This window comes from Burkholderia gladioli, assembly GCF_000959725.1.
Taxonomy (GTDB): domain Bacteria; phylum Pseudomonadota; class Gammaproteobacteria; order Burkholderiales; family Burkholderiaceae; genus Burkholderia; species Burkholderia gladioli.
In genome coordinates, this window is the sequence record NZ_CP009323.1 from 1,012,743 (window position 1) to 1,035,910 (window position 23,168).

At 69.2% G+C, this 23,168-nt stretch carries 21 protein-coding genes; 5 read left to right on the forward strand and 16 right to left on the reverse strand.

What is annotated here, in order from left to right; all coding sequences use genetic code 11:
• Nucleotides 1–55: 55 nt before the first annotated feature.
• The 9 genes from BM43_RS21415 to BM43_RS21455 form a co-directional block, all read right to left on the reverse strand.
• Nucleotides 56–406: an FmdB family zinc ribbon protein gene (locus tag BM43_RS21415; protein WP_036049227.1), complete on the reverse strand. Its 351-nt coding sequence runs from the start codon at nt 404–406 to the stop codon at nt 56–58.
• A gap of 62 nt (nt 407–468) precedes the next feature.
• Nucleotides 469–1,152, reverse strand: a complete 684-nt coding sequence (locus BM43_RS21420; protein ID WP_036052998.1) for a class I SAM-dependent methyltransferase — start codon at nt 1,150–1,152, stop codon at nt 469–471.
• Between the two features lie 81 nt (nt 1,153–1,233).
• Nucleotides 1,234–2,811, reverse strand: coding sequence for a ubiquinone biosynthesis regulatory protein kinase UbiB (gene ubiB / locus BM43_RS21425; protein ID WP_013699360.1), 1,578 nt, complete (start codon nt 2,809–2,811; stop codon nt 1,234–1,236).
• A gap of 12 nt (nt 2,812–2,823) precedes the next feature.
• Complete coding sequence (locus BM43_RS21430) at nt 2,824–3,468, reverse strand: ubiquinone biosynthesis accessory factor UbiJ (protein ID WP_036049224.1); 645 nt, start codon at nt 3,466–3,468, stop codon at nt 2,824–2,826.
• Nucleotides 3,469–3,591: 123 nt separating this feature from the next.
• Nucleotides 3,592–4,653, reverse strand: coding sequence for a Tim44 domain-containing protein (locus BM43_RS21435; protein ID WP_036052996.1), 1,062 nt, complete (start codon nt 4,651–4,653; stop codon nt 3,592–3,594).
• A 42-nt stretch (nt 4,654–4,695) separates the two neighbouring features.
• Nucleotides 4,696–5,427, reverse strand: a complete 732-nt coding sequence (ubiE, locus tag BM43_RS21440; RefSeq protein ID WP_025096869.1) for a bifunctional demethylmenaquinone methyltransferase/2-methoxy-6-polyprenyl-1,4-benzoquinol methylase UbiE — start codon at nt 5,425–5,427, stop codon at nt 4,696–4,698.
• Nucleotides 5,428–5,494: 67 nt separating this feature from the next.
• Nucleotides 5,495–5,908: a gamma-butyrobetaine hydroxylase family protein gene (locus BM43_RS21445; protein WP_036049221.1), complete on the reverse strand. Its 414-nt coding sequence runs from the start codon at nt 5,906–5,908 to the stop codon at nt 5,495–5,497.
• Nucleotides 5,905–6,348: an HIT family protein gene (locus tag BM43_RS21450; protein WP_036049218.1), complete on the reverse strand. Its 444-nt coding sequence runs from the start codon at nt 6,346–6,348 to the stop codon at nt 5,905–5,907. Before BM43_RS21450 ends, BM43_RS21445 begins: the two co-directional genes overlap by 4 nt.
• A 33-nt stretch (nt 6,349–6,381) precedes the next feature.
• Entirely contained in the window at nt 6,382–10,395 is a 4,014-nt protein-coding gene (locus tag BM43_RS21455; RefSeq protein ID WP_036049215.1) for a DUF3683 domain-containing protein, read from the reverse strand.
• A gap of 491 nt (nt 10,396–10,886) precedes the next feature.
• Between BM43_RS21455 and ilvA the strand changes: the two genes are divergently transcribed.
• Entirely contained in the window at nt 10,887–12,410 is a 1,524-nt protein-coding gene (gene ilvA / locus BM43_RS21460; protein ID WP_036049213.1) for a threonine ammonia-lyase, biosynthetic, read from the forward strand.
• Between the two features lie 17 nt (nt 12,411–12,427).
• Nucleotides 12,428–13,252, forward strand: a complete 825-nt coding sequence (gene queF, locus BM43_RS21465) for an NADPH-dependent 7-cyano-7-deazaguanine reductase QueF (RefSeq protein WP_025101712.1) — start codon at nt 12,428–12,430, stop codon at nt 13,250–13,252.
• 128 nt (nt 13,253–13,380) lie between these two features.
• On the opposite strand, the gene BM43_RS21470 is transcribed toward queF, so the two are convergent.
• The 3 genes from BM43_RS21470 to BM43_RS21480 all read right to left on the reverse strand — a co-directional run bounded on the left by BM43_RS21470 (nt 13,381) and on the right by BM43_RS21480 (nt 16,324).
• On the reverse strand, nt 13,381–13,767 hold the full coding sequence (locus BM43_RS21470; protein ID WP_006477830.1) for a RidA family protein: 387 nt from the start codon (nt 13,765–13,767) through the stop codon (nt 13,381–13,383).
• A 129-nt stretch (nt 13,768–13,896) separates the two neighbouring features.
• The gene (locus tag BM43_RS21475; protein WP_036049210.1) at nt 13,897–15,372 is read right to left on the reverse strand and encodes an N-acyl-D-amino-acid deacylase family protein; all 1,476 of its coding nucleotides are present in this window, start codon (nt 15,370–15,372) and stop codon (nt 13,897–13,899) included.
• A gap of 1 nt (nt 15,373) precedes the next feature.
• Nucleotides 15,374–16,324, reverse strand: a complete 951-nt coding sequence (locus BM43_RS21480; protein ID WP_230676247.1) for a MurR/RpiR family transcriptional regulator — start codon at nt 16,322–16,324, stop codon at nt 15,374–15,376.
• 119 nt (nt 16,325–16,443) lie between these two features.
• Here BM43_RS21480 and BM43_RS21485 point away from each other — a divergent pair, with 119 nt between their 5' ends.
• Together BM43_RS21485 and BM43_RS21490 are read left to right on the forward strand one after the other, a co-directional pair.
• Nucleotides 16,444–17,724: an amino acid deaminase gene (locus BM43_RS21485; protein WP_036052990.1), complete on the forward strand. Its 1,281-nt coding sequence runs from the start codon at nt 16,444–16,446 to the stop codon at nt 17,722–17,724.
• 187 nt (nt 17,725–17,911) lie between these two features.
• Nucleotides 17,912–18,493 carry a DJ-1/PfpI family protein gene (locus tag BM43_RS21490; protein ID WP_013699372.1) on the forward strand — a complete coding sequence of 194 codons (582 nt, stop codon included), beginning with the start codon at nt 17,912–17,914 and terminating at the stop codon, nt 18,491–18,493.
• 79 nt (nt 18,494–18,572) lie between these two features.
• On the opposite strand, the gene BM43_RS21495 is transcribed toward BM43_RS21490, so the two are convergent.
• Both BM43_RS21495 and BM43_RS21500 read right to left on the reverse strand, forming a co-directional pair.
• Complete coding sequence (locus BM43_RS21495; RefSeq protein ID WP_036049207.1) at nt 18,573–19,052, reverse strand: MarR family winged helix-turn-helix transcriptional regulator; 480 nt, start codon at nt 19,050–19,052, stop codon at nt 18,573–18,575.
• 77 nt (nt 19,053–19,129) lie between these two features.
• Nucleotides 19,130–20,725, reverse strand: coding sequence for an MFS transporter (locus BM43_RS21500; RefSeq protein WP_036049202.1), 1,596 nt, complete (start codon nt 20,723–20,725; stop codon nt 19,130–19,132).
• Nucleotides 20,726–20,829: 104 nt separating this feature from the next.
• Here BM43_RS21500 and BM43_RS21505 point away from each other — a divergent pair, with 104 nt between their 5' ends.
• Nucleotides 20,830–21,696, forward strand: coding sequence for an EcsC family protein (locus BM43_RS21505; protein ID WP_013699375.1), 867 nt, complete (start codon nt 20,830–20,832; stop codon nt 21,694–21,696).
• On the opposite strand, the gene BM43_RS21510 is transcribed toward BM43_RS21505, so the two are convergent.
• A complete protein-coding gene (locus tag BM43_RS21510; RefSeq protein ID WP_036049199.1) occupies nt 21,678–22,616 on the reverse strand; it encodes an alpha/beta hydrolase in 939 nt (312 codons plus the stop codon). The two genes, BM43_RS21505 and BM43_RS21510, sit on opposite strands and share 19 nt — an antisense overlap.
• A 70-nt stretch (nt 22,617–22,686) precedes the next feature.
• Nucleotides 22,687–23,121, reverse strand: coding sequence for a CHRD domain-containing protein (locus BM43_RS21515; RefSeq protein ID WP_013699377.1), 435 nt, complete (start codon nt 23,119–23,121; stop codon nt 22,687–22,689).
• Nucleotides 23,122–23,168 lie beyond the last annotated feature (47 nt).

A 23,168-nucleotide genomic window follows, 5' to 3' on the forward strand; every position in this document is an offset into this window, starting at 1 on the left:
AGCACGCCGGAGCTCGGCACGCACAAGCCGCCGCCCGAACCGGGCGCCGGACGAGTCAGGTATCGCTGGCGGCGGCCGGCGCCGCCGGAGCCGCTGCCGCGGGTGCCGCTGCCGGCGCGGCGGCGGGCTTGGCCGCCTCCGCGCCCGCCGCGGCGTCCCCGCCGGAGGTACTGCCGCCGGCCTCGGCCGGCGTGCCGGTGGCAGCGGCGCTGGTGCCGCCCGAACCGCCCCGGAAGTCGGTCACGTACCAGCCCGAGCCCTTCAACTGGAACCCGGCTGCGGTGACCTGCTTGCGAAAGGCATTCTTGCCGCACTCCGGGCAAACGGACAGCGGCGCGTCGCTCATCTTCTGGAGCACGTCCTTGGCGAAACCGCATGCATCGCAACGATAGGCGTAAATCGGCATGATCTTTTCCCGCGGAAACTAGAAACGTCTTGCAAAACCTTGAATTATATCCGAAAGCCCGCTCAGCTCCCCGAGCGGCGGCGCCAGCTCAGCCATTGCTCGCGCCCGTCGAACACCGGCAGCGAATCCGTGACCGGACACGCTTCCTCCAGCGTGAAATACCGGCCGAGCAAGGCATCGAGCGCATCGCGGTCGATCCCGAACGGCGGTCCCTTGGACGTCGCGCCGATGAAGAAGCAACCCGCCAGCAAACCGCCCTCGGGCAGCAGCGCCGCCATGCGCGCCGCGTAGTCGTCCCAGCGCGCGGGCGGCAGCGCGCAGAGGAAGGCGCGCTCGTAGATCCATTGCGGCCGGAACGGCGGCGTGTAGGCGAAGAAATCGGCCTCCTCCACCAGCCCGGCATGCTCGCCCAGTTGCCGGCGCGCGGCGGCCACCGCGCTCGCCGAGAAATCGATCGCCTTCACCGGCCAGCCGGCGCGCGCCAGCCAGAGCGCCTCGTACGCGCTGCCGCAGCCGGGGATCAGCACCGGGCACGGCGAACGCGCGGCCGCGAAGGCGGCGAACGCATCGGGCACGCGTGCCAGGTCCCAGGGCACGAAGCCGCGTTCGAAACGTTCGTCCCAGAACGCGGCGCTGCCCGGATCGCGGCTCGCGAAGCCGGCTGCCGCGCCGGGGGCGATCGCTGCGGCCGGCACCTCGGCCGAGGCCGGCGCCGAAGCGCCGGCCTGCTTGCTGGTATCGCTCATCTGCTCTCCCGATTTCGCCGCCGGCAGCATCGCCGCGAACACTCACCGCCGATCACGGCCAGGCGCCGTCGATCGCCGCGCTCAGGCGCCGGCCGCCAGCACCAGCAGCACGCGCGCCACGATCGCGCCGACGCCGACCGCCAGCCCGAACACCAGCAGGGCCTGCAGCAGCCGGTTGGTGCGCTTCTGCTCGGTCAGGATCTGCTGCATCAACTCGTCGCTGAGCCCGCGCGGCGAATCGTGCCGCTCCGCGAACGCCTGGTGGATCAGGCGCGGCAGTTGCGGCAGCGTCTTGCTCCATTGCGGCGCCTCGACCTTGAAGCGCTCGTACCAGCCGCGCAGGCCGATCTGCTCGGTCATCCAGCGCTCGAGATAGGGCTTGGCGGTCTTCCAGAGATCGAGCTCCGGGTCCAGCGAACGGCCCAGGCCCTCGACGTTGAGCATGGTCTTCTGCAGCAGCACCAGTTGCGGCTGGATCTCGACGTTGAAGCGGCGCGATGTGGAGAACAGGCGCATCAGTACCTGGCCCAGCGAGATGTCCTTCAGCGCGCGGTCGAAATACGGCTCGCAGACCGCGCGGATCGCGCTCTCCAGCTCCTCGACGCGCGTATGCGGCGGCACCCAGCCCGACTCGAGGTGCAGGGTGGCGACGCGATGGTAGTCGCGCTTGAAGAAGGCCAGGAAATTCTGCGCCAGGTAATTCTTGTCGAAGTCGGAAAGCGCGCCGACGATGCCGAAGTCGAGCGCGATGTAGCGGCCGAAATGGTTCGGGTCGAGGCTCACGAACACGTTGCCCGGGTGCATGTCGGCATGGAAGAAGCCGTCGCGGAACACCTGGGTGAAGAAGATCTCCACGCCTTCGCGCGCCAGCTTGGGGATATCGACGCCCGCCGCGCGCAAGGTGTCGACCTGGCTGATCGGCACGCCCTTCATGCGCTCCATCACCAGCACCGAGGAGGAACTGTAGTCCCAGAACATCTCCGGCACCAGCAGCAGATCCAGCCCGGCGAAGTTGCGGCGCAGCTGGCTGCCGTTGGCGGCCTCGCGCATCAGGTCGAGCTCGTCGTGCAGGTACTTGTCGAACTCGGCCACCACCTCGCGCGGCTTGAGGCGCCGGCTGTCGGGCCAGAGCCGCTCGGCCCAGGTGGCGATGTCGCGCAGCAGCGCCATGTCCGAGTCGATCACCGGCAGCATGTTCGGGCGCAGCACCTTGACGGCCACTTCCTTGCCGGCGTGCGCGCCCTCCTTGAGCTTGGCGAAATGCACCTGGGCGATCGAGGCGCTGGCCACCGGCACCGGGTCGAACTCGTCGAACAGCGCGCTGATCGGCGCGCCCAGCGATTTCTCGACCAGCGACATGGCCAGCGCCGAATCGAAGGGCGGCACCTGGTCCTGCAGCTTGGTCAGCTCGATCGCGAAATCGGGCGGCAGCACGTCGCGACGCGTCGACAGCATCTGGCCGAACTTCACGAAGATCGGCCCCAGGCTTTCGAGCGCGCGGCGCAGGCGCACCGCCGGCGGATCGGAAAAGCGGCGGCCGATGGTGGTGATGCGCAGCAGCAGCTTGACGCGGCGATCGTCGATGCGCGACAGCATGACCTCGTCGAGGCCGAAGCGGATCACGGTGTAGACGATTTTGATGAAACGGAAAATGCGCATGCGGTACAGCCCTCAGTGCCCACCGCGCGAGCTGTCGCCCGCCGGGGTGCCGGATCGTTGTTCTAGGCGCTCGATACGCTTCTCGACGCGGGCCAGGGCATCGCGTGCGCGGGCCAGTTCGGCGTCGAACTCGCCGAGCGCGGCGCGGCGCACGACTTGCGGGTTCTCATCGAGAAAATATTCGCTCAGCGAGTCGAGCAGATTACGGCTGGTACGAAGCGCCTGGTCGCCCGCCGAACGCACCAGGGTGGCGATCCGATGGGCGGGAGCGTCGCCGAGCACGCGCGCGAGATCCTCCTCGGGCTCCCAGCGCAGGTGTTCGGCGAGCTTGGCGAGCTGGGTGGCGAATTCGGCATCGCCCTCCAGCTTGACGTGCTTCATGACGGCGGCCTGCCCCCCCTGCACGAAGGCCGTGACGGCGTCGAACGGCGATTGCCGCGCACCGCCCAGGGCGATCGAGACGTCGGGTTGCGGCGCCTCGTGAGCCTCGACGGCGGCGAAATAGCCATCGGGCTGCACCAGCAGCAACAGGGTCAGCGGGGGGAATTCGAGCCGGGCGGTTTTCCCGGCGTAGGGAATCAGGCGTTCGCGCGCCCAGGATTCGCGGGCGAGCAGGTGGTTGACAGCAGCGGCGACAGACTTGGCGGCAAAGGTCATCGGACTGAGTAAAAAACCCGCGCAAGCAGGGTGCCCGCGCGGGTTTCTATTGTAACGTCGGATCGGTCCGGCCCTGTTCCGGCGTGATACCGGGTGCGTTCAGGGCCGGCGTGCCGCCTTCGCTCAGTGCAGGTTGATCTGCTGGATGCCGGCCAGCAGCCAGCCTTCGTTGCCCGACTTGGTGAGGTTCCAGACCTCCTCGAAGGGCTCGGCCGAGGCGCCCGGCGCCTCGCGGATCAGGCCGTGGAAGCGCACGCTCGCCTCGTACTGGTTGCCGCGCTCCTCGACGCCGAGCAGCTCCGCCTCGAGCTGGACCACGTCGGTCTGGTTCTTGTCCGCGCCGCGCGAGGCCAGGTCGACCTTCACCTCGGCGAACATCTCCGGCGTGGTGAACTCGCGGATATCGGTCATGTTGCCTTCGTCCCAGGCCGCCTGGAGGCGGATGAAGTAGACCTTGGCATTGCGCACGAAGGCCTCGCTGTCGAAGCCGGCCGGCACCGACGACGCCGTGCCGGCGGCCGCCAGGCCCGCGCCCGCTGCCGCCGCGCCGCCGCCGAACACGCCGGCCGCCTCGTTGGCATAGCTGCTCGACGAAGCCGGTTGCGACGGCGCCGGGGCATAAGCCTGGTTCTGGCTCGCGTAACCGCCGTTCGAACCGGCGTCGTAGCCGCCGCGGTTCATTGACGAACCCGGCGACGAACCCGCGCCCGCATAAGCCGGCTCGGGCTTGCGATTGCGGTTCATCAGCTTGCGCACGATCCAGATACCGATGAAGGCCAGCAGCGCGATCACGATCACGTTGGCCATCATGCTGGCAAAGGCGCCGCCCAGGCCGAAATGCGACAGCAGCGCCGCGATGCCGAGGCCGGCCGCCAGGCCGGCGATCGGCCCGAGCCAGCGCGAGCGGTTCGGCTGCGCGGCCGGTGCCGGCTGCGCGCCGCGCTGGGCCGGCGACGGCGCCGCCTGCTGCATCGGCTGCTGCTGCGCCGGCGGCGTGGCCTGGCGCTGCTGGACCATCTGCGATTGGCGGCCGACGCTGCGCCCGCCGCCCATCCGCCGGGCTTCGGCGTCGAGCGACGCGAAGGTGCCGGCCGTCAGCAGGCCGACCATGAACAGGGTGCCGATCCGTCGCGCCCACGGCCTCGGCTGCTTGCTGCGGTTGTTGAACGAACGGGAATCAGACATCACCATCTCCAAATTGAAAGACAACTGTATGGAAAGAACCCCTTAATACTTGGTTCCGAGGTGTAACGCTACCACGCCACCTGACAAATTGTAATATTTGACGGCGTCGAGGCCAGCGAGTTCCATCATCGTCTTCAGGGTGTCCTGATCCGGGTGCATGCGGATAGATTCGGCCAAATACCGGTAACTGTCGGCATCTTTCGCGAATTTATCCCCGAGCCACGGTAATACTTTGAAAGAATACAAGTCGTAGGCTTTCTTCAGCGGGTCCCACACTTTCGAGAATTCGAGCACCATCACCCGGCCGCCCGGCTTGGTGACCCGGCGCATCTCGGCCAGCGCCGCGTCCTTGCGGGTCATGTTGCGCAGCCCGAAGGCAACCGTCACCACGTCGAAGTAGTTGTCGGGGAACGGGATCTTCTCGGCATCGCAGAGCAGCGAGGGCGTCACCACGCCCTTGTCGAGCAGGCGGTCGCGCCCCACCCGCAGCATCGATTCGTTGATATCGGTATGCCAGACCTCGCCGGTCGGGCCGGCGGCCTTGGCGAAGGCCCTGGTCAGGTCGCCGGTGCCTGCGGCGAGGTCGAGCACCTTGTAGCCGGGGCGCACGTTCGCCTGGGCGATCGTGAAGGCCTTCCAGGCCCGGTGCATGCCGGCCGACATCAGGTCGTTCATCAGGTCGTAGTTGCTCGCGACCGAGTGGAACACCCCCGCCACCTTTTTCGCCTTGTCGCCCTCGTCGACAGTCTCGAAACCGAAGTGGGTTTTGCTCATCGCGTGAATCCTCTGGAAATGGCAAGACGGCGCCGGGTGGGGCGCCGTCGGTTCAGTCGGTGGTCAATCAGTGGCAGTGGCCGCGCGGGGAGCCCGCCCCGGGCATCGGCGCGTCGCGCTCGACGCCGGCCGCCTGCAATCTGTCGAAATAGTCGCGCCAGAGCGCATCCTGGCGCGTCGCGAGCTCATACAGCAGGTCCCACGAATAGATGCCGGTCGAGTGGCCGTCCGAGAAGGTCGGCTGCAAGGCGTAGTTGCCGACGCCCTCGAGCGCGGTGATCGACACCTCGCGCTTGCCGGTCTGCAGCGTCTCCTGGCCGGGGCCATGGCCGCGCACCTCGGCGGACGGCGAATAGACGCGCATCAGCTCGAACGGGACGCGATAGCTCTCGCCGTTCGGGTACTGCAGTTCGAGCACGCGCGACACCGCGTGCACCACCACGCCGGATGGAATCGGCGTGGTCGGGGTCAAGCCGCTCATGCATCCCTCTCGTTCAGGATCAGTTCGATTTCCTCGTGCACCGCATTGTGCAGCAGGCTCGCCTGCGCCGCGCGCAGCCGCAGCAGCGGCTCGGACACCGAGCGCTGGCGCGGCGCCCAGATCGGCTGCGGAAAGTGCGCGTCGTTGGAGAAGCGCGGAATCACGTGCCAGTGGACGTGCGGCACCTGGTTGCCGAGGCTCGCGAGATTGACCTTGTCGGGCTGCATCACGCGGCGCACGGCGCGCTCGACCGCCGCCACCACCAGCATCAGGTGCGAGCGGTCGGCCGGCGTCAGGTCGGTGAACTCGGCCACGTGCGTCTGCCAGATCACCCGGCAGAAGCCCGGATAATCGGTTTCGCCGCTCGCCAGCACCACCCGCAGCCGCTCGTCCTTCCAGAGCAGTTCGCCGCCGTCCTCGCGGCAGAATACGCAATCCATCGTCAGTTCCTTGCAGAGGGGAACGCCCCGACTTTACACCAGGACCCGTTCGATCCCGCCGTTGTTGGCGCGGGCCACGTAGTCGGCCATCCAGTTCTCGCCGAGCACGTTGCGCGCGATCTCGACGACGATGTAGTCGGCCTCGATGTTGGCATCCTCGTTGTAGCGCGACAGACCCTGCAGGCAGGACGGGCAACTGGTCAGGATCTTCACCTCGGCCTCGCCCGCGCCGCTCGCGCCATCGCCCGACACCACCGGGATGTTGCGCAGGCGCGCCGCGCCCTTGCGGATCTCCTCCTCCTTGCGGAAGCGGATCTGGGTCGAGATATCCGGCCGCGTGACCGCCAGCGTGCCCGACTCGCCGCAGCAGCGGTCGTTCTTGGCGATCTGGTAGCCGTCCTTCTCCGCGCCCATCAGCTCGTTGACGAGCTTGACCGGGTCCATGGTCTTGATCGGCGTGTGGCAGGGGTCGTGGTACATGTAGCGCGTGCCCGCCACGCCTTCCAGCTTCATGCCCTTCTCGAGCAGGAACTCGTGGATGTCGATGATCCGGCAGCCCGGGAAGATCTTCTCGAATTCGTAGCCGGCGAGCTGGTCGTAGCAGGTGCCGCAGGACACCACCACCGTCTTGATGTCGAGGTAGTTCAGCGTGTTCGCGACGCGATGGAACAGCACGCGGTTGTCGGTGACGATCTGCTCGGCCTTGTCGTACTGGCCCGAGCCGCGCTGCGGATAACCGCAGCACAGGTAGCCCGGCGGCAGCACGGTCTGCACCCCGGCCTCCCACAGCATCGCCTGGGTGGCCAGGCCGACCTGCGAGAACAGCCGCTCCGAGCCGCAACCCGGGAAGTAGAACACCGCTTCCGAATCCACGCTGGTGGTCTTCGGGTTGCGGATGATCGGCACGATCTTGTTGTCCTCGATGTCGAGCAGCGCGCGCGCCGTCTTCTTCGGCAGGTTGCCCGGCATCTTCTTGTTCACGAAGTGGATCACCTGCTCGACCACCGGCGGCTTGCCGGTGGTGGCGGGCGGCCGCGCGGTCTGCTTCTTCGTGACCTTCTTGAGCATGTCGCTGGCCAGGCGCTGGGCCTTGTAGCCGACGCCCATCATCACGCCGCGCGCGGCATTGATGGTCTGCGGATTGGTGGCGTTCAGGAAGAACATGCCGGCGGCCTGGCCCGGATTGAACTTCTTCTTGCCCATCTTGCGCAGCAGGTTGCGCATGTTCATGGTCACGTCGCCGAAGTCGATCTTCACCGGGCAGGGCGTGGCGCACTTGTGGCAGACCGTGCAGTGGTCGGCCACGTCGTTGAACTCGTCCCAGTGCTTGATCGACACGCCGCGGCGCGTCTGCTCCTCGTACAGGAAGGCCTCCACCAGCAGCGAGGTGGCGAGGATCTTGTTGCGCGGGCTGTAGAGCAGGTTGGCGCGCGGCACGTGGGTCGCGCAGACCGGCTTGCACTTGCCGCAGCGCAGGCAGTCCTTGACCGAATCGGCGATCGCGCCGATGTCGGACTGCTGCATGATCAGCGACTCGTAGCCCATCAGCCCGAAGCTGGGCGTGTAGGCGTTGCGCAGGTCGGCGCCTTCCAGCAGCTTGCCCTTGTTGAAGCGGCCGTTCGGATCGACGCGCTGCTTGTAGGCGCGAAATTCGCGCAGCTCCTCGTCGGTCAGGAACTCCAGCTTGGTGATGCCGATGCCGTGCTCGCCCGAGATCACGCCGTCCAGCGAACGCGCCACCTGCATGATGCGCGCCACCGCGGCATGCGCGTCCTGCAGCATCTCGTAGTTGTCGGAGTTGACCGGCAGGTTGGTGTGGACGTTGCCGTCGCCGGCGTGCATGTGCAGCGCGACGAACACGCGGCCGCGCAGCACGCGCTTGTGGATCGCCTGCGCCTCGTCGAGGATCGGCTTGAAGGCGCCGCCGTTGAAGATGTTGCGCAGCTCGGCGCGCACTTCCTGCTTCCACGACACGCGTACCGTGCGGTCCTGGGTGATGTGGAACACGCTGGCCTCGGGCTGCGCGTCGGCGCGCGCCGCGAAGGTGGCCGCGAGCTTCTCGTAGCCGAGCTGGACCAGATAGTGCTGAGCCTCGCGCAGCGGCATGTCGAGCCGGTCGCGCAGGAACTCCCAGCGCGCGCGCACCTGCTTGAGCAGCTCCAGCGCGTGCTGCACGCGATCTTCCAGCAGCTCGGCGCTGGGGATCTCGTTGGCGTCGTCGCTCTTGCCGAGCGGCAGCTCGCCGGTGCGGAAGAAGGCCTCCAGCGCATCCACCAGTTGCAGCTTGTTCTTCAGCGACAGCTCGATGTTGATCCGCTCGATCGCGTCGGTGTACTCGCCCATCCGGTTCAGCGGGATCACCACGTCTTCGTTGATCTTGAAGGCGTTGGTGTGCTTCGCGATCGCCGCGGTGCGGCTGCGATCCAGCCAGAAGCGCTTGCGGGCCTCGGCGCTGACCGCGACGAAGCCCTCGCCGCTCTTGCCGTTGGCCATGCGGATCACTTCCGAGGTGGCGGCCGCCACCGCGTCGGCATCGTCGCCGACGATGTCGCCGATCAGCACCATCTTGGGGAAGGCGTTGCGCTTGCTCTTGGTGGCATAGCCGACCGCGCGCAGGTAGCGCTCGTCGAGGTGCTCCAGGCCCGCCAGGATCGCGCCGCCCTGCTTCGAGGTCTCGAACAGGTAGTCCTTGATCTCGACGATGCTCGGGATCGCCTCGCGCGCCTGGCCGAAGAACTCCAGGCAGACGGTGCGCGTGTGCGCCGGCATCTTGTGCAGCACCCAGCGCGCCGAGGTGATCAGCCCGTCGCAGCCTTCCTTCTGCACGCCCGGCAGGCCGGCCAGGAACTTGTCGGTGACGTCCTTGCCGAGCCCTTCCTTGCGGAAGCGCTTGCCCTCGATCTCGAGCATCTCGCTCCTGATCAGCTTCTCGCCCGGCGCGTGGGCGCCGTCGAACCACTTCAGCTCGAAGCGCGCCACCGCGATGTCGTGGATCTTGCCCTGATTGTGGTCGTGGCGCGTGACTTCCAGCCAGTTGCCGTCCGGGTCGACCATCCGCCACCAGGCCAGGTTGTCGAGCGCGGTGCCCCACAGCACCGCCTTCTTGCCGCCCGCGTTCATCGCCACGTTGCCGCCGATGCAGGAGGCGTCCAGCGAGGTCGGGTCGACCGCGAACACGTAGCCGGCGGCCTCGGCCGCCTCCGTCACGCGGCGCGTGACCACGCCCGCGCCCGAGAAGATGGTCGGCACCTTGTGCGCGACGCCCGGCAGCTCGGTCAGCTCGACCGCGCCGAGCTGTTCCAGCTTCTCGGTGTTGATCACGGCCGAGAACGGCGTGAGCGGCACCGCGCCGCCCGTGTAGCCGGTGCCGCCGCCGCGCGGGATCACGGTCAGGCCGAGCTCGAAGCAGGCCTTGATCAGGCCGGCGATCTCGGCCTCGGTATCGGGCGTGAGGATCACGAACGGGTACTCGACGCGCCAGTCGGTGGCGTCGGTGACGTGCGAGACGCGCGCCAGGCCGTCGAAGCGGATGTTGTCCTTCTGCGTGCAGCGGCCCAGCGCCTTGGTGGCGCGCCGGCGCAGCTCGGCCATCTGCTCGAATTCGCGCGCGAAGGCGTCCACCGCGCCACGCGCGGCCACCGTCAGCATCGCCACCCGCGAGGCACGCTCGCGGCCCGGCTCGTCGCCGTGCTCGGAAAGGTCGGCCTGGCGGCGCTTGTCGATCTCCGCGAGCCGGTGGCTCAGCGCGTCGATCAGCATCTGGCGGCGCTTCGGGTTGTCGAGCAGGTCGTCCTGCAGGTAGGGATTGCGACGCACCACCCAGATGTCGCCCAGCACCTCGTACAGCATCCGGGCCGATCGGCCGGTGCGGCGCTCGCCACGCAGCTCGTCGAGCGCGGCCCAGGCCTCCTCGCCGAGCAGGCGAATCACAATTTCGCGGTCGGAGAACGAGGTGTAGTTGTACGGGATTTCGCGCAGGCGCGGGGCGAGGTCGGCTGCGACGGCGGTTGCCGCGCCATGCGGATCGAAAACTTGTGGTGCGTTCATGTTCGGACGGTTCGGAGGGCCGGCGGCCGTGCGCATCGAAGGCACGACACCAGCATGCGCGTGGTGCGCGAATCTGGGGAAAATCTTCTGTTACCAGGCGCGCGGCTTGGCGCGGGACCGGCATGCGCATGTACGCGCCACGTCCGGTCGACACGGCCGCCTGGCGGCGTTCGGAGCCCTCAGCACGATCGCGCGCAGTGCGCGTGCCGAACCGCCGCGGGACAAGCTGCGCGCGGGGATGGCTTCACGTGGGCGGTCCGAAATTGCCGTTGCATCTTCCGATCCTTGATTCAAATCGGGATTCTAACTCATGATCGGCGCCGGCGTGGACGCCCGGATCCGGCGGGCAGGCCCGTGAAACGCCGCCGGGCGGGAATTCCCCGTCCGTCCGGTCGGTCACTGCTCGCGCAGGCCCGCCGGGGCGGGGTTGGCGCTAGAATCGCGGTTTTCCCCGCTTATCTGGCGCGCCGGCCGATACCCGCGCGACCGTCATGGCTGCTCACGACTACCTCAAGAAGATCCTCACCGCGCGCGTCTACGACGTGGCCGTCGAAACCGCGCTGGAACCGGCGCGCAACCTGTCCGCGCGCGTGCGCAACCCGGTGTTCCTCAAGCGCGAGGACAACCAGCCGGTGTTCTCGTTCAAGTTGCGCGGCGCCTACAACCGCATGGCGCATCTGTCGGCCGAGGCGCTGGCGCGCGGCGTGATCACCGCCTCGGCCGGCAACCACGCCCAGGGCGTGGCCTTTTCGGCGGCGCGGCTCGGCGTGAAGGCCGTGATCGTGGTGCCGGTCACCACCCCGCAGGTGAAGGTGGACGCGGTGCGCGCCCATGGCGGGCCGACCGTCGAGGTGATCCAGGCCGGCGAATCCTATAGCGATGCCTATGCCCACGCATTAAAGGTGCAGGAACAGCGCGAACTCACCTTCGTCCACCCCTTCGACGATCCCGACGTGATCGCCGGCCAGGGCACCGTGGCGATGGAGGTACTGCGCCAGCACCAGGGCCCGATCCACGCGATCTTCGTGCCGATCGGCGGCGGCGGCCTGGCGGCCGGCGTGGCCGCCTACGTGAAGGCGGTGCGCCCCGAGATCCGCGTGATCGGCGTGCAGACCGACGACTCCTGCGCGATGGCGCAATCGATCGAGGCCGGCGAGCGCGTCACCCTGAGCGAGGTCGGCCTGTTCTCCGACGGCACGGCGGTCAAGCTGGTCGGCGGCGAAACCTTCCGGCTCTGCAGCGAGCTGCTCGACGGCGTGATCACGGTCGATACCGACGCGCTGTGCGCGGCGATCAAGGACGTGTTCCAGGACACGCGCAGCCTGCTCGAGCCGGCCGGCGCGCTGGCCGTGGCCGGCGCCAAGCGTTATGCCGAGCGCGAGGGCATCGAGGGCCAAACGCTGATCGCGATCACCTCGGGCGCCAACATGAATTTCGACCGGATGCGCTTCGTGGCCGAGCGCGCCGAGGTGGGCGAGGCGCGCGAGGCGGTGTTCGCCGTGACGATCCCCGAGGAACGCGGCAGCTTCCGGCGCTTCTGCGAGCTGGTGGGCGAGCGCAACGTGACCGAGTTCAACTACCGGATCGCCGACGAGCGCTCGGCGCACATCTTCGTCGGCGTGCAGATCCGCCGCCGCGAGGAATCGGCCGAGATCGCCGCGAATTTCGAGGCGCACGGCTTCCAGACCGTCGACCTGACCGGCGACGAGCTCTCGAAGGACCATATCCGCTACATGGTGGGCGGCCGCTCGCCGCTGTCGCGCGAGGAGCGGCTGTTCCGCTTCGTGTTCCCGGAGCGCCCCGGCGCGCTGATGAAATTCCTGTCCTCGATGGGCCCCGACTGGAACATCAGCCTGTTCCACTACCGCAACCAGGGCGCCGACTACAGCTCGATCCTGGTGGGCCTGCAGGTGCCGGCCGCCGACCACGCCGGCTTCGACGCCTTCCTCGACGCGCTCGGCTACCCGTTCCACGAAGAGACCGCGAACCCGGCCTACCGGCTGTTCCTGGCCTGACCACGGAGACCCGATCGATGACACCCGAACATTCCCCGCTCGGCAAGGCCACCGCCTACACCACCGACTACGACGCGGCCCTGCTGTTCCCGATCCCGCGCGCCGGCGCGCGCGAGCAGATCGGCATCGGCGCCGCCCTGCCCTTCTTCGGCACCGACATCTGGAACGCCTACGAGCTGTCCTGGCTGAACCGGCGCGGCAAACCGCAGATCGCGGTGGCGACCTTTCTGGTGCCGGCCGATTCGCCGAACATCGTCGAATCGAAGTCCTTCAAGCTGTACCTGGGCTCGTTCGCGCAGACCGCCTTCGACTCGCTCGAGGCCGTGCGCGACGCGCTCAAGCGCGACGTATCCGCGGCCTGCGGCGCGAGCGTGGCCGTGCAACTGGCCTCGCCGGCCGAGTTCCGCAAGCTCAGGCTCGACGAACTCGACGGCATCCCGCTCGACCGCCTCGACCTCGACACCGACATCTACCATCCCGATCCCTCGCTGCTGAGCGCCGCGCACGAGGAATCGCCGGTCGAGGAGACCCTGGTGTCGGACCTGCTGAAGTCGAACTGCCCCGTCACCGGCCAGCCCGACTGGGGCAGCGTGCAGATCCACTACGTCGGCCCGCAGATCGACCAGGCCGGGCTGCTGCGCTACCTGATCTCGTTTCGCAACCACACCGGCTTCCACGAGCAATGCGTCGAGCGCATCTTCGTCGACATCCTGCGCGAATGCCGGCCCGTGAAGCTGGCCGTCTACGCGCGCTACACGCGGCGCGGCGGGCTCGACATCAATCCGTTCCGCACCAACTTCAACCAGCCGATGCCGGACAACGCGCGCACCGCGCGGCAGTGATCCCGCCCGCCGAAGCGCAAGCGCCGGCAGCGGCACCGTAAACGACCGACGCGGCAGCGCGAGCCCCCAGGCTCCCGCTGCCGCGTCCCATGTCATCCGGCAGGACCCTCACGGCCCGGCCCGCCCGCTCACTTGACCGGCGGCTTGTAGGCGATGCAGTCCACCTCGACCTTGCAGTCGATCACCATGCTCGACTGCACGCAGGCGCGCGCCGGCGGATGCTCGCCGAAGTACGAGACGAACACCTTGTTGAACGAGGCGAAATCGCGCGCGTCGTCGAGCCAGACGCCGCAGCGGACCACGTGCTCCAGGCCGTAGCCGGCTTCCTTGAGGATCGCGATCACGTTCTCGATGGTCTGCTTCGATTGCGTGACGATGCCGCCCTCGACCACCTCGCCGTTCACCATCGGCGTCTGGCCCGACACATACAGCCAGCCGTCGGCCTCGACCGCCCGCGCGAACGGCATCACCTGGCCGCCCGTTCCCTTCGCTTCGCCCACTCCGTAACGCTTCATCGCTTTCTCCTTCGGTTTGCTGGTTCGGGCCGCGCCGTCAGCGCGACGCGGCCGGTTCGCGCGGCGCCGCGAAGGCGCCGGCAGTTGCGGTTTCGGCCGGGGCTGGCAGCCCCACCGGACAATCGATGCTCAGAACGCCGCATCCTCGGCGCGGCGCGTGCCGCGCGGCACGAAGCGGCCCGCGCGCGCGCCGGTGCTGGCGCCGTCGCGATAGGACAGCGCGCCGTTGACCCACACCGCGTGGATCCCGCGCGCGGCCTGCTGCGGCTGCTCGAACGAGGCCAGGTCGATCACCGTGGCGGGATCGAACAGCACCAGGTCGGCCTGGTAGCCGACCTGCACCTCGCCGCGCCCGTCGAGGCCCAGGCGCCGCGCCGTCAACGAACTCATCTTGCGCACCGCTTCCTCCAGCGACAGCAGTTGCTCGTCGCGCGCGTAATGGCCGAGCACGCGCGGGAACGCGCCCCAGAGGCGCGGATGCGGCAGCGGATCGTTGGGCAGGCCGTCCGAGCCGACCATGGTGGCCGGGTGCGAGAGGATCCGGCGCACGTCGTCCTCGGACATGTTGTGATAGACCGCGCCGGCCGGCTGCAGGCGGCGCCCCGCCTCCTGCTCGCTCACGCCCCACTCGGCCGCGATCGCGGCGATCTTCTTGCCGGCCATCTCGGGATGCGGCTCGGACCAGGTGATGGTGATCTCGATATCGCCCGTCACCTGCTTCAGGTCGAGCGTCGAGGAACTGCGGCTGTAGGGGTAGCAATCGCAGCCGACCGGCTGGATGCGACGCGCGCGCTCCAGCGAATCGAGCACCTCGGCGCTGCGCCCCCAGTTCGACGGGCCGGCGCATTTCAGGTGCGAGATCACCACCGGCACGCGCGCGTGGCGGCCGACCCGGTAGGCCTCCTCCATCGCCTCCAGGATCGCGTCGAACTCGGTGCGCATGTGGGTGGTGTAGAGCGCGCCGGCCTTCGCCAGCGGCTCGGCCAGCGCCATCACCTCCTCCACCGGCGCCGCGAACGCGGAACCGTAGGCGAGCCCCGAGCTGAGCCCGAGCGCGCCGTTGTCGAGCGCCTCCTCGAGCTGCGCGCGCATCGCGGCGATCTCCTCGCCGCTGGCGGCGCGATCGAGCCGGTCCATCTGGTTGTTGCGCAGCGCCGTGTGGCCGACCAGGGCCGCCACGTTGACGGCAGGCTGGGCCGCGCCGAGCGCCTCGACATAGGCCGCGAAGCTCGGGTAGCGAAACGCCTCGCGATCGCCGAGCAGGTTCATCGGATCGGGCGGCTCGCCGCGCAGCGTCACCGGCGAGGCGCTGATCCCGCAGTTGCCGACCACCACCGTGGTCACGCCCTGCGAGATCTTCGGCAGCATCTGCGGCGCGCGGATCACGTGCGTGTCGTCGTGCGTGTGCACGTCGATGAAGCCGGGCGCGAGCACCAGGCCGTCGGCCTCGATCACCGCCTCGGCCAGCCAGTTCGACAGGTTGCCGATGGCGACGATGCGCTCGCCGCGGATCGCGACATCGCGCTGGACGGGCGCGGCGCCCGTGCCGTCGATCAGCAGCGCGTCGACGATCAGCGTATCGGCCGCTTCGGGATGGGAATGCATGTCAGTCTCCGATGGGTTGTCGTTCACCGCCGCCGCGGTGCTGGTCGAGCGCGTGCTTCACGCGGCGCAGCGTCTCGCGGCAGGTGTCGCCGAGCCGCAGCGCGACCTCGGTCACCAGCACGTCGAGCGCCATCATGAGCGCGTAGCGCGAGGTCGAGGGCTTGAAGATGAAATCGGTCTCGAAGGCGACCACCGGGATCAGGTCGTCGGCCAGTCGCGCGAGCGGCGAGGCCGGCGCGGTCAGCGCGATCACGCGCGCGCCGTAGCGCTTGGCCAGCGCGCAGCTCTCCAGCAACTCGGGCACGCGCCCCGTCACCGACAGCGCCACCAGCACGCAATCCTCGCCCATGGTGCTGGCCACCATCCGCTGCAAGAGCGCGTCCTGGTAGCTCGCCACCGGGCGGCCGAAGCGCACCAGCCGGAAGCGCAGCTCGTCGGCCAGCGCCGTCGAGCCACCGCCCTGGCCATAGACATAGATCATGCGCGCGCTGGCCAGCGCCGCGGCCGGCGCCTCGAACGCGGTCTGCCGCAGCAGCGCGTGGTGCTGCTCGAGCGTGGCGCGCACGTCCTCGTAGACGCGCGAGGCGCTGGCCGCGTCGTCCTGCAAGCCGGCCGCGGGCGCCAGGAAACGCTCGCCGACCGCGGCCGCCTGGGCCAGCCGCAGCTTCAGCTCGCGCACGTCGCGGCAGCCCACCGCCTTGGCGAAGCGCGTCACGGTGGCGACGCTGACCTCGGCCTGCGCGGCGATCTCGCCGATGCTGGCATGGGCGGCCGCGGCCAGATCGTCGAGGATCCGCGAGGCCACCTTGCGCTCGGCATCGCGCAGCGCCGGCGCGCATTCGGCGATGCGCGACACGATGTCGAAGCCGAGCTGGGCGGTGGCGGGCACCGGCTGGCCCGCCGCGTCGAGCGGCTCGGCGGGGGAAGCGAGATCGGAGGCGGCGGGATTCATCGGATCAATCGTATGGACGGCTCGTGTTAATAAATAACATTACCGGGCGGATGCTACTTTCTGTACTATCCTGCCGTCAACTTCGCTACAAACACGACGAGACGATGGAGCATCTCACGATGAAAGTTACAAACTATCAGGAGGCGGCGATCGAGCCGAGCGGCAAGGGGCTCGGCCGGGTGCCGAGCGCGAGCGTGCCCTTGTCGGACGCGGGCCGCCTGGACTGGAACCTGCTCGACGAGGACGTCAGCCTGCCCGCGGCGGTGCTGTATGCCGACCGGGTCGAGCACAACCTCAAGTGGATGCAGGCCTTCGTCGCCGAATACGGCGTGCAGCTCGCGCCGCACGGCAAGACCACCATGGCGCCGCAGTTGTTCCGCCGCCAGATCGAGACCGGCGCCTGGGGCATCACGCTGGCCACCGCGCACCAGACCCGCGCCGCCTACCAGGGCGGGATCCGCCGCGTGCTGCTGGCCAACCAGTTGGTCGGCAAGCACAACATGGCGATCGTCGCCGAGCTGCTGTCCGATCCCGAATTCGAATTCTTCTGCCTGGTCGACTCGGCCGACAACGTCGAACAGCTCGGCCGCTTCTTCGCCGCCGCCGGGCGCACGCTGCAGGTGCTGCTCGAGCTCGGCGTGCCGGGCGGGCGCACCGGCGTGCGCGATGCCGCGCAGCGCGCCGCCGTGCTGGAGGCCATCGCGCGCCACGCGGACGTGATCAAGCTGGCCGGCATCGAGGTCTACGAAGGGGTGCTGAAGGAAGAGGGCGAGGTGCGCGCCTTCCTCAAGGACACGGTCGCGCTGGCGCGCCAGTTCGCCGACGAGGGCCGCTTCTCGCGCACGCCGGCAATTTTGTCGGGCGCCGGCTCGGCCTGGTACGACGTGGTCGCCGACGAGTTCTCGCAGGCGCGCGCCGAGGGCGTGATCGAGGTGGTGCTGCGCCCCGGCTGCTACCTGACGCACGACGTCGGCATCTATCGCAAGGCGCAGAACGACATCCTCGCGCGCAACCCGGTCGCCAAGCGCATGGGCGAGGCGCTCAAGCCGGCGCTGCAGCTGTGGGCCTACGTGCAGTCGATCCCCGAGCCGGATCGCGCCATCGTCGCGCTCGGCAAGCGCGACGCGGCCTTCGACGCCGGCTACCCGGAACCCGCCCGGCATTTCCGCCCGGGCAGCGCGGCCGCGCCGCGCGCGGTGACGCCGGCCGACGGCTGGGAGGTGACAGGCATGATGGACCAGCACGCCTACCTGAAGATCGCGCCGGGCGCGGACGTGAAGGTCGGCGACATGGTCGCCTTCGACATCTCGCATCCCTGCCTGACCTTCGACAAGTGGCGGCAGATCCTGGTGGTGGATGGCGACTACCGCGTCACCGAGGTGATCGAGACGTACTTCTGAGGCCGGCGCCCGCCGGACCGTCCCGGCGGCGGCCCGGCGCCTTCGTGTCGCGAGGCTTCGCGGCATGAAGCGGGCCGGCCGCCGCCGTGCATGCGCCCTCGCGCACGCCGCGCAGCCGCCTGTCACGACGCGGAACCGACGCGAGGCGTACACTGCCCGCTCCCGTCTTCAACCCGCGGAGCAGATGATGGCAGCCAAGCAGATCCTCTTCCTGACCGGCGATTTCGCCGAAGACTACGAGACCATGGTGCCGTTCCAGGCACTGCAGGCGGTGGGCCACACCGTGCATGCGGTCTGCCCCGGCAAGCGCGCCGGCGACAAGATCAAGACGGCGATCCACGATTTCGAGGGCGACCAGACCTACACCGAGAAGCCCGGCCACCTGTTCGCGCTGAACGCGAGCTTCGACGAGGTCGACGTGGCACGCTACGACGCGATCGCGATCGCCGGCGGGCGCGCGCCGGAATACCTGCGTCTCGATCCCAAGGTGATCGCGCTGGTGCGCGCCTTCGTCGAGGCCGGCAAGCCGGTCGCGGCGATCTGTCATGCCGCGCAGTTGCTGGCCGCCGCCGACGTGATCCGCGGCAAGAAGATCTCGGCCTACCCGGCCTGCGCGCCCGAGGTCAGGCTGGCCGGCGGCGAATACGCCGATATCCCGGTCGATGCGGCCGTCACCGACGCGCCCTTCGTCACCGCGCCGGCCTGGCCTGCGCATCCGGCCTGGCTCGCGCAGTTCCTGGCCCTGCTGGGCACCCGCATCGAGCTGTAAACGCCAGGGCAGCGGCGCGCCTCGCGGCGCCCGCCGCCCATTTCCTCCACCGCCCGCCCCCCGCCCGGGCGGCTCGCGCTCAGGCCGCCGAACGGTTGCGGTCGATCCCGGCCGGCACCTCGGCCGGCGCCGCGCCGACCTCGGCGATGCGCGCCTCCAGCAGCGCGAGCGCGCCCGACAGCGCATTGAGCGCCTCGTCGGGCAGCGCCGACATGGTCTCGTCGAGAAACGCGGTACGCCGCGGCATGCAGGCGTCGAAGGCCGCGCGGCCCTCGCCCGTCAGCGTCACGTTGGTGACGCGGTTGTCGCGCGGATCGGGCGCGCGCGCGATCCAGCCGAGCGCCTCCATCGATTTCAACTGCCGCGTCAGCGCGCCCGGATCGGTGCGCACCAGCTCGACCAGCCGCTTCTGCGAGGCGGTGCCGTTCTCGTTGTGAAGCGCGAGCAGGATGCGCCAGCGCGGCATCGGCTGGCCCACATGCGACTCGAAGGCGGAAAGGAACGCGCGATAGGTGCGCCCGAATTGTTGAAGGATCGCGACGCGGTCTTGTGCTTCCATGATTCAGAACGACGATGACAATGAAACCCCGGGTCGGAACCCGGGCTGAAGCCCGGCTTGCGGGCCGGCCGCGCCGCTCATTCGGCGACCACGGCGGGCTCGATCTTGCTGCGCAGGCGGATCGGCGGCACGCGCCGGCTCTGCCAGACCGCGATCACCGCCACCAGCGCGCCGATCGCGATGCCGAGATGGATCGCGCCGACCAGCGAGGCGCGCGCCGCCTCCAGCAACTGCGCGCCGGGATGGCCCTGCTGGGTGAGCTCGGCCACCACGCGCGCCTGCGCCTCGCGGTCGATCAGGATCTGCGGATCGGACAGGCGCGCGAACCACTGCAGCGCACGATCGCCGCCCAGCGCCTCGCGCACGCCGCCGGCGTACATCTGGTTGACCAGGGTGCCGGTCAGCGCCGTGCCGATCATACCGCCAACCATGCGCAGCGACTGCAGCAGCGCGGTGGCGATGCCCAGGTGCTCGCGGCCGGCGGTCTGCTGGGCGAACACGGTCAGGTTCGGCAGCACGAAGCCCAGGCCGATGCCGCCGGCCACCATCACCGCCAGCAGCACCGCCTGGGGCGTGCTGTGCGAGGACAGCGCGATGCCCGCGCAGGCCAGCGCCAGCAGCGCGAAACCGGTCGGCAGCATCGCGTTCGGGCTGGGAATGCGCGTCACGATGCGCCCGTTCAGGATGCTGCCGATGGTGATGAACACCACCAGCGGCGTGATCACCACGCCGGCCGCCTTGGGCGACATGCCGAAGCCGCCCTGGAACAGCAGCGGCGCGAAGAACAGCAGCGAGAACATCGAGAAGCCGGCCAGGACCGCCAGCGAGAAAAGCATCGCGAGCGACCGGTTGGCGAACATGTCGGTGGGCAGCAGCGCATGCGGGATGCGCTTTTCCCAGCGCCACAGCGCCAGGCCCGCGAGCACCGCGATCAACAGCAGCAGCGCCGGCCAGCCCAGCAGCCCGCGCCTGGGCAGCCATTCGACGAACAACTGCAGCGCGCCGAGCGCCACCGCGATCAGCAGCGCGCCGGGCCAGTCCAGGCGCATCTTGCCCTCGTGCTTGGCATGGCGCAGGTGCGGCAGGTAGCGGATCACGAAGAACAGCGAGAGCAGCCCGAACGGCAGGTTCACGTAGAACACCGAGCGCCAGCCCCAGAACTGCGTGAGAAAGCCGCCCAGCGAGGGGCCGATCGCGTTGGCGATGCCGAAGGCGGTGCTCATCAGCACCTGCCAGCGCAGGCGCACCACCGAATCGGGGAACAGGTCGGGCACGCAGGCGAAGGCGGTACCCACCAGCATCCCGCCGCCGATGCCCTGCAGCACCCGCGCGGCCACCAGGAAGCTCATGCTGCCCGCCATCCCGCACAGCGCCGAGGCGGCGGTGAACACCACGATCGAGGCGATCACGAAGGGCTTGCGGCCGTAATAGTCGCCCAGCCGGCCGAAGATCGGCACGGTGATCACCGAGGTCAACAGGTAGGAGGTCGCGACCCAGGCGTAGAGATCGAAGCCGCGCAGCTCGGCCACGATGGTCGGCAAGGCGGTGCCGACCACGGTCTGGTCGAAGGCGACCAGCATCGTGACGAAGGAAATGCCCAGCATTGCCAACAGGGATTCACGAAACGGCAGGACTTGCCCACTCGAATGGTGGGCTCGGGTATGGACGGCCATCTTTTGATCGCGCAACGTTTGACGAGTCAACGATTGCGAGATAATAGCATGCACGGGTAGGCTACGCCGATGGCGTCTTGCCTGATCCTGCTCATGGGAGAGATATGGAACCCATTTCAGGCGCCGTCGGCGCCACCCTGTCGCCCGAGGACCTGGACACCTTGCGGCGCGCCAAGCTGGCGCTCGAAAGCCCGTCCCTGACGATGAAGCTGACCAGCGTGGTGGGCGCGCCGATCGAGAAGATGATCGCCAGGCTGCCCGGCTTCGCCACCGACAAGATCAACGACGCCACCGAGATCGCGCTGCGCAAGTGCCTGCACCTGGCGCTGCGCACGCTCGGCAAGTCCGGCGGCGTGGCCAGCGCGGGCGAGACGCCCGACAAGCCCAGCAATTTCCTGCACAAGCTCGCGGTGGCCACCACCGGCGCGGCGGGCGGCGCCTTCGGCCTGTTCGCGCTGCCGGTCGAGCTGCCGGTCACCACCACCCTGATGTTCCGCTCGATCTGCGATATCGCGCGCAGCGAGGGCGAGGACCTGAGCTCGATCGACGCCCAGCTGCAATGCCTGGCCGTGCTCGGCATGGGCGGCGGGTTCGCCAACGCGGGCAGGCAATCGGGCGACGGCGAGGCGGAGCGCGATGCCGATTTCGGCTACTTCGTGCTGCGTGGCGCGCTCGCGCAAGCGGTATCGAAGGCTTCGTCCGAGATCGCCTCGAAGGGTTTCGCCACGCATGGCTCGGCGGCCCTGTTGCGGCTGGTGCAGTCGATCGCCTCGCGCTTCTCGGCGCAGGTGACCGAGCAGATCGCCGCCAAGTCGATCCCGGCGCTCGGCGCGGTGCTCGGCGCCACCGTCAACACGCTGTTCATCGACCACTTCCAGCAGGCCGCGCACGGCCACTTCGCGGTGCGCCGGCTCGAGCGCAAATACGGCACGGCGCCCGTCGAGGCCGCCTATCAGGCGATCGCCACCTGAGCCTCGCGCGGCGGCGCCGCCGCGCCCCGCACGAAGGCCGCGGCATCGTCCAGCGCGCGGCGCGCCTCGGGCATGAAGGGCACCGCCATCTGCCAGACGTGCGGCATGCGCGGCCAGACCTGCAGGTCCACCTCGACGCCGGCCGCGCGGGCCCGCTCGGCGAAACGGCGCGAATCGTCGAGCAGCACCTCGGTGCTGCCGGCCTGGATCAGCAGCGGCGGCAGGCCCGCCGGATCGGCATAGAGCGGCGATACATAGGGATCGGTCGGGCTCGCGTCGCCGACGTAGAGGCGCGCGGCGCGACCCAGCGCGGCGCCGGCGAACATCGGGTCGGCACCGTCGTTGCTGCGCAGCGTCTCGCCGGTGGCGGCCAGGTCGGTCCAGGGGGAGAACAGCACCGCGCCGGCCGGCAGCGGCGCGCCGCGATCGCGCAGCGCCACCAGCAGCGCCAGCGCCAGGCCGCCGCCCGCCGAATCGCCGCCGAGCACGATCGTGGCCGGATCGACACCGGCCTCTAGCAGCGCGGCGTAGGCGGCCAGCGCATCCTCGTGGGCGGCCGGGAACGGCGCCTCGGGCGCCAGCCGGTAATCGACCGAGAACGAGCGCGCGCCGGCCTTCGCGGTGAGCGCGAAGACCAGGGGACGATGCGTGGCGGGAGAACAGAAGTAATAACCGCCGCCGTGGAAGTACAGCAGGGTCGGCGCGGCCCGCCCGTTCACGGGCTCCAGCCATTCGCCGCGCGGCGCGTCGGCCGCGCCGTAGCATTCGCGCAGTTGCCAGCCGGCCGGCACGCGCGTCTGGAACGGGCGCCGGCGCTCGGCCAGCGCGCGCGTGCCCGGCACGTCGATCACGGGCGACAGCGTCTTGGGCCGCACCTGTCGGCGCAGCAACCAGCAAGCCAGTTCGGACTGCCAGCTCATCGAACCTCCTTGGGCAGGGAATCGGCCGTGCGCGGGAACGGCGCCTGCGCCGCGCCCGCGCGACGCGCGTTCAGCTGGCGGGCTCGACCTGCCCGCGAATCTCGCCGGACGGGTGCTCCTTGGTATGGACGTTGAAGTACCACTTGCCCGCCATCAGCTCGGTGACCTGCTGGTCGTTGAGCACCGCCGAGCCCTTGATCGGGCTCGCCAGCGCATCCTTGGCGATCGGCACCTGCACGCCGGCGTTCTGGCCGACCGGAGCCGGGCCGTGGAAGTGCGCGGCGGTCGCCGGGCCGGTCAGGCCGCTGTAGCTGACGGTCCAGACCAGCGTATGGGTCGCCGTGTCGAAGCTCGCGTCGAGCTTGCCCGAGCCCTTGGTGGCTGTCGGCGGGACCTCGCTGGAGGGCTGCAGGTTCGCCGTCAGCTTCGCCGTCTCGGCATGCGCGGCCACCGCCACGAAGGCGCCGAGCAGCACGCCGGTGTTCAGGATACGCAGGATTCGCATGGGATCTCCTTGTCCGTTTTGGAGCGCGCCGGCAACGGCCGCGAAGC

What these genes read in the sequence shown, in the direction of transcription:
- BM43_RS21480 (WP_230676247.1), bottom strand. Translation starts at nt 16,324, where the DNA reads ATGAATCCCGCCGCCTCCGATCTCGCTTCCCCCGCCGAGCCGCTCGAC.
- BM43_RS21490 (WP_013699372.1), top strand. Translation starts at nt 17,912, where the DNA reads ATGGCAGCCAAGCAGATCCTCTTCCTGACCGGCGATTTCGCCGAAGAC.
- BM43_RS21495 (WP_036049207.1), bottom strand. Translation starts at nt 19,052, where the DNA reads ATGGAAGCACAAGACCGCGTCGCGATCCTTCAACAATTCGGGCGCACC.
- BM43_RS21435 (WP_036052996.1), bottom strand. Translation starts at nt 4,653, where the DNA reads ATGTCTGATTCCCGTTCGTTCAACAACCGCAGCAAGCAGCCGAGGCCG.
- BM43_RS21510 (WP_036049199.1), bottom strand. Translation starts at nt 22,616, where the DNA reads ATGAGCTGGCAGTCCGAACTGGCTTGCTGGTTGCTGCGCCGACAGGTG.
- BM43_RS21475 (WP_036049210.1), bottom strand. Translation starts at nt 15,372, where the DNA reads ATGCATTCCCATCCCGAAGCGGCCGATACGCTGATCGTCGACGCGCTG.
- ilvA (WP_036049213.1), top strand. Translation starts at nt 10,887, where the DNA reads ATGGCTGCTCACGACTACCTCAAGAAGATCCTCACCGCGCGCGTCTAC.
- BM43_RS21450 (WP_036049218.1), bottom strand. Translation starts at nt 6,348, where the DNA reads ATGGATTGCGTATTCTGCCGCGAGGACGGCGGCGAACTGCTCTGGAAG.
- BM43_RS21485 (WP_036052990.1), top strand. Translation starts at nt 16,444, where the DNA reads ATGAAAGTTACAAACTATCAGGAGGCGGCGATCGAGCCGAGCGGCAAG.
- BM43_RS21505 (WP_013699375.1), top strand. Translation starts at nt 20,830, where the DNA reads ATGGAACCCATTTCAGGCGCCGTCGGCGCCACCCTGTCGCCCGAGGAC.
- BM43_RS21515 (WP_013699377.1), bottom strand. Translation starts at nt 23,121, where the DNA reads ATGCGAATCCTGCGTATCCTGAACACCGGCGTGCTGCTCGGCGCCTTC.
- BM43_RS21415 (WP_036049227.1), bottom strand. Translation starts at nt 406, where the DNA reads ATGCCGATTTACGCCTATCGTTGCGATGCATGCGGTTTCGCCAAGGAC.
- BM43_RS21455 (WP_036049215.1), bottom strand. Translation starts at nt 10,395, where the DNA reads ATGAACGCACCACAAGTTTTCGATCCGCATGGCGCGGCAACCGCCGTC.
- BM43_RS21420 (WP_036052998.1), bottom strand. Translation starts at nt 1,152, where the DNA reads ATGAGCGATACCAGCAAGCAGGCCGGCGCTTCGGCGCCGGCCTCGGCC.
- ubiE (WP_025096869.1), bottom strand. Translation starts at nt 5,427, where the DNA reads ATGAGCAAAACCCACTTCGGTTTCGAGACTGTCGACGAGGGCGACAAG.
- BM43_RS21430 (WP_036049224.1), bottom strand. Translation starts at nt 3,468, where the DNA reads ATGACCTTTGCCGCCAAGTCTGTCGCCGCTGCTGTCAACCACCTGCTC.
- BM43_RS21500 (WP_036049202.1), bottom strand. Translation starts at nt 20,725, where the DNA reads ATGGCCGTCCATACCCGAGCCCACCATTCGAGTGGGCAAGTCCTGCCG.
- queF (WP_025101712.1), top strand. Translation starts at nt 12,428, where the DNA reads ATGACACCCGAACATTCCCCGCTCGGCAAGGCCACCGCCTACACCACC.
- BM43_RS21445 (WP_036049221.1), bottom strand. Translation starts at nt 5,908, where the DNA reads ATGAGCGGCTTGACCCCGACCACGCCGATTCCATCCGGCGTGGTGGTG.
- ubiB (WP_013699360.1), bottom strand. Translation starts at nt 2,811, where the DNA reads ATGCGCATTTTCCGTTTCATCAAAATCGTCTACACCGTGATCCGCTTC.
- BM43_RS21470 (WP_006477830.1), bottom strand. Translation starts at nt 13,767, where the DNA reads ATGAAGCGTTACGGAGTGGGCGAAGCGAAGGGAACGGGCGGCCAGGTG.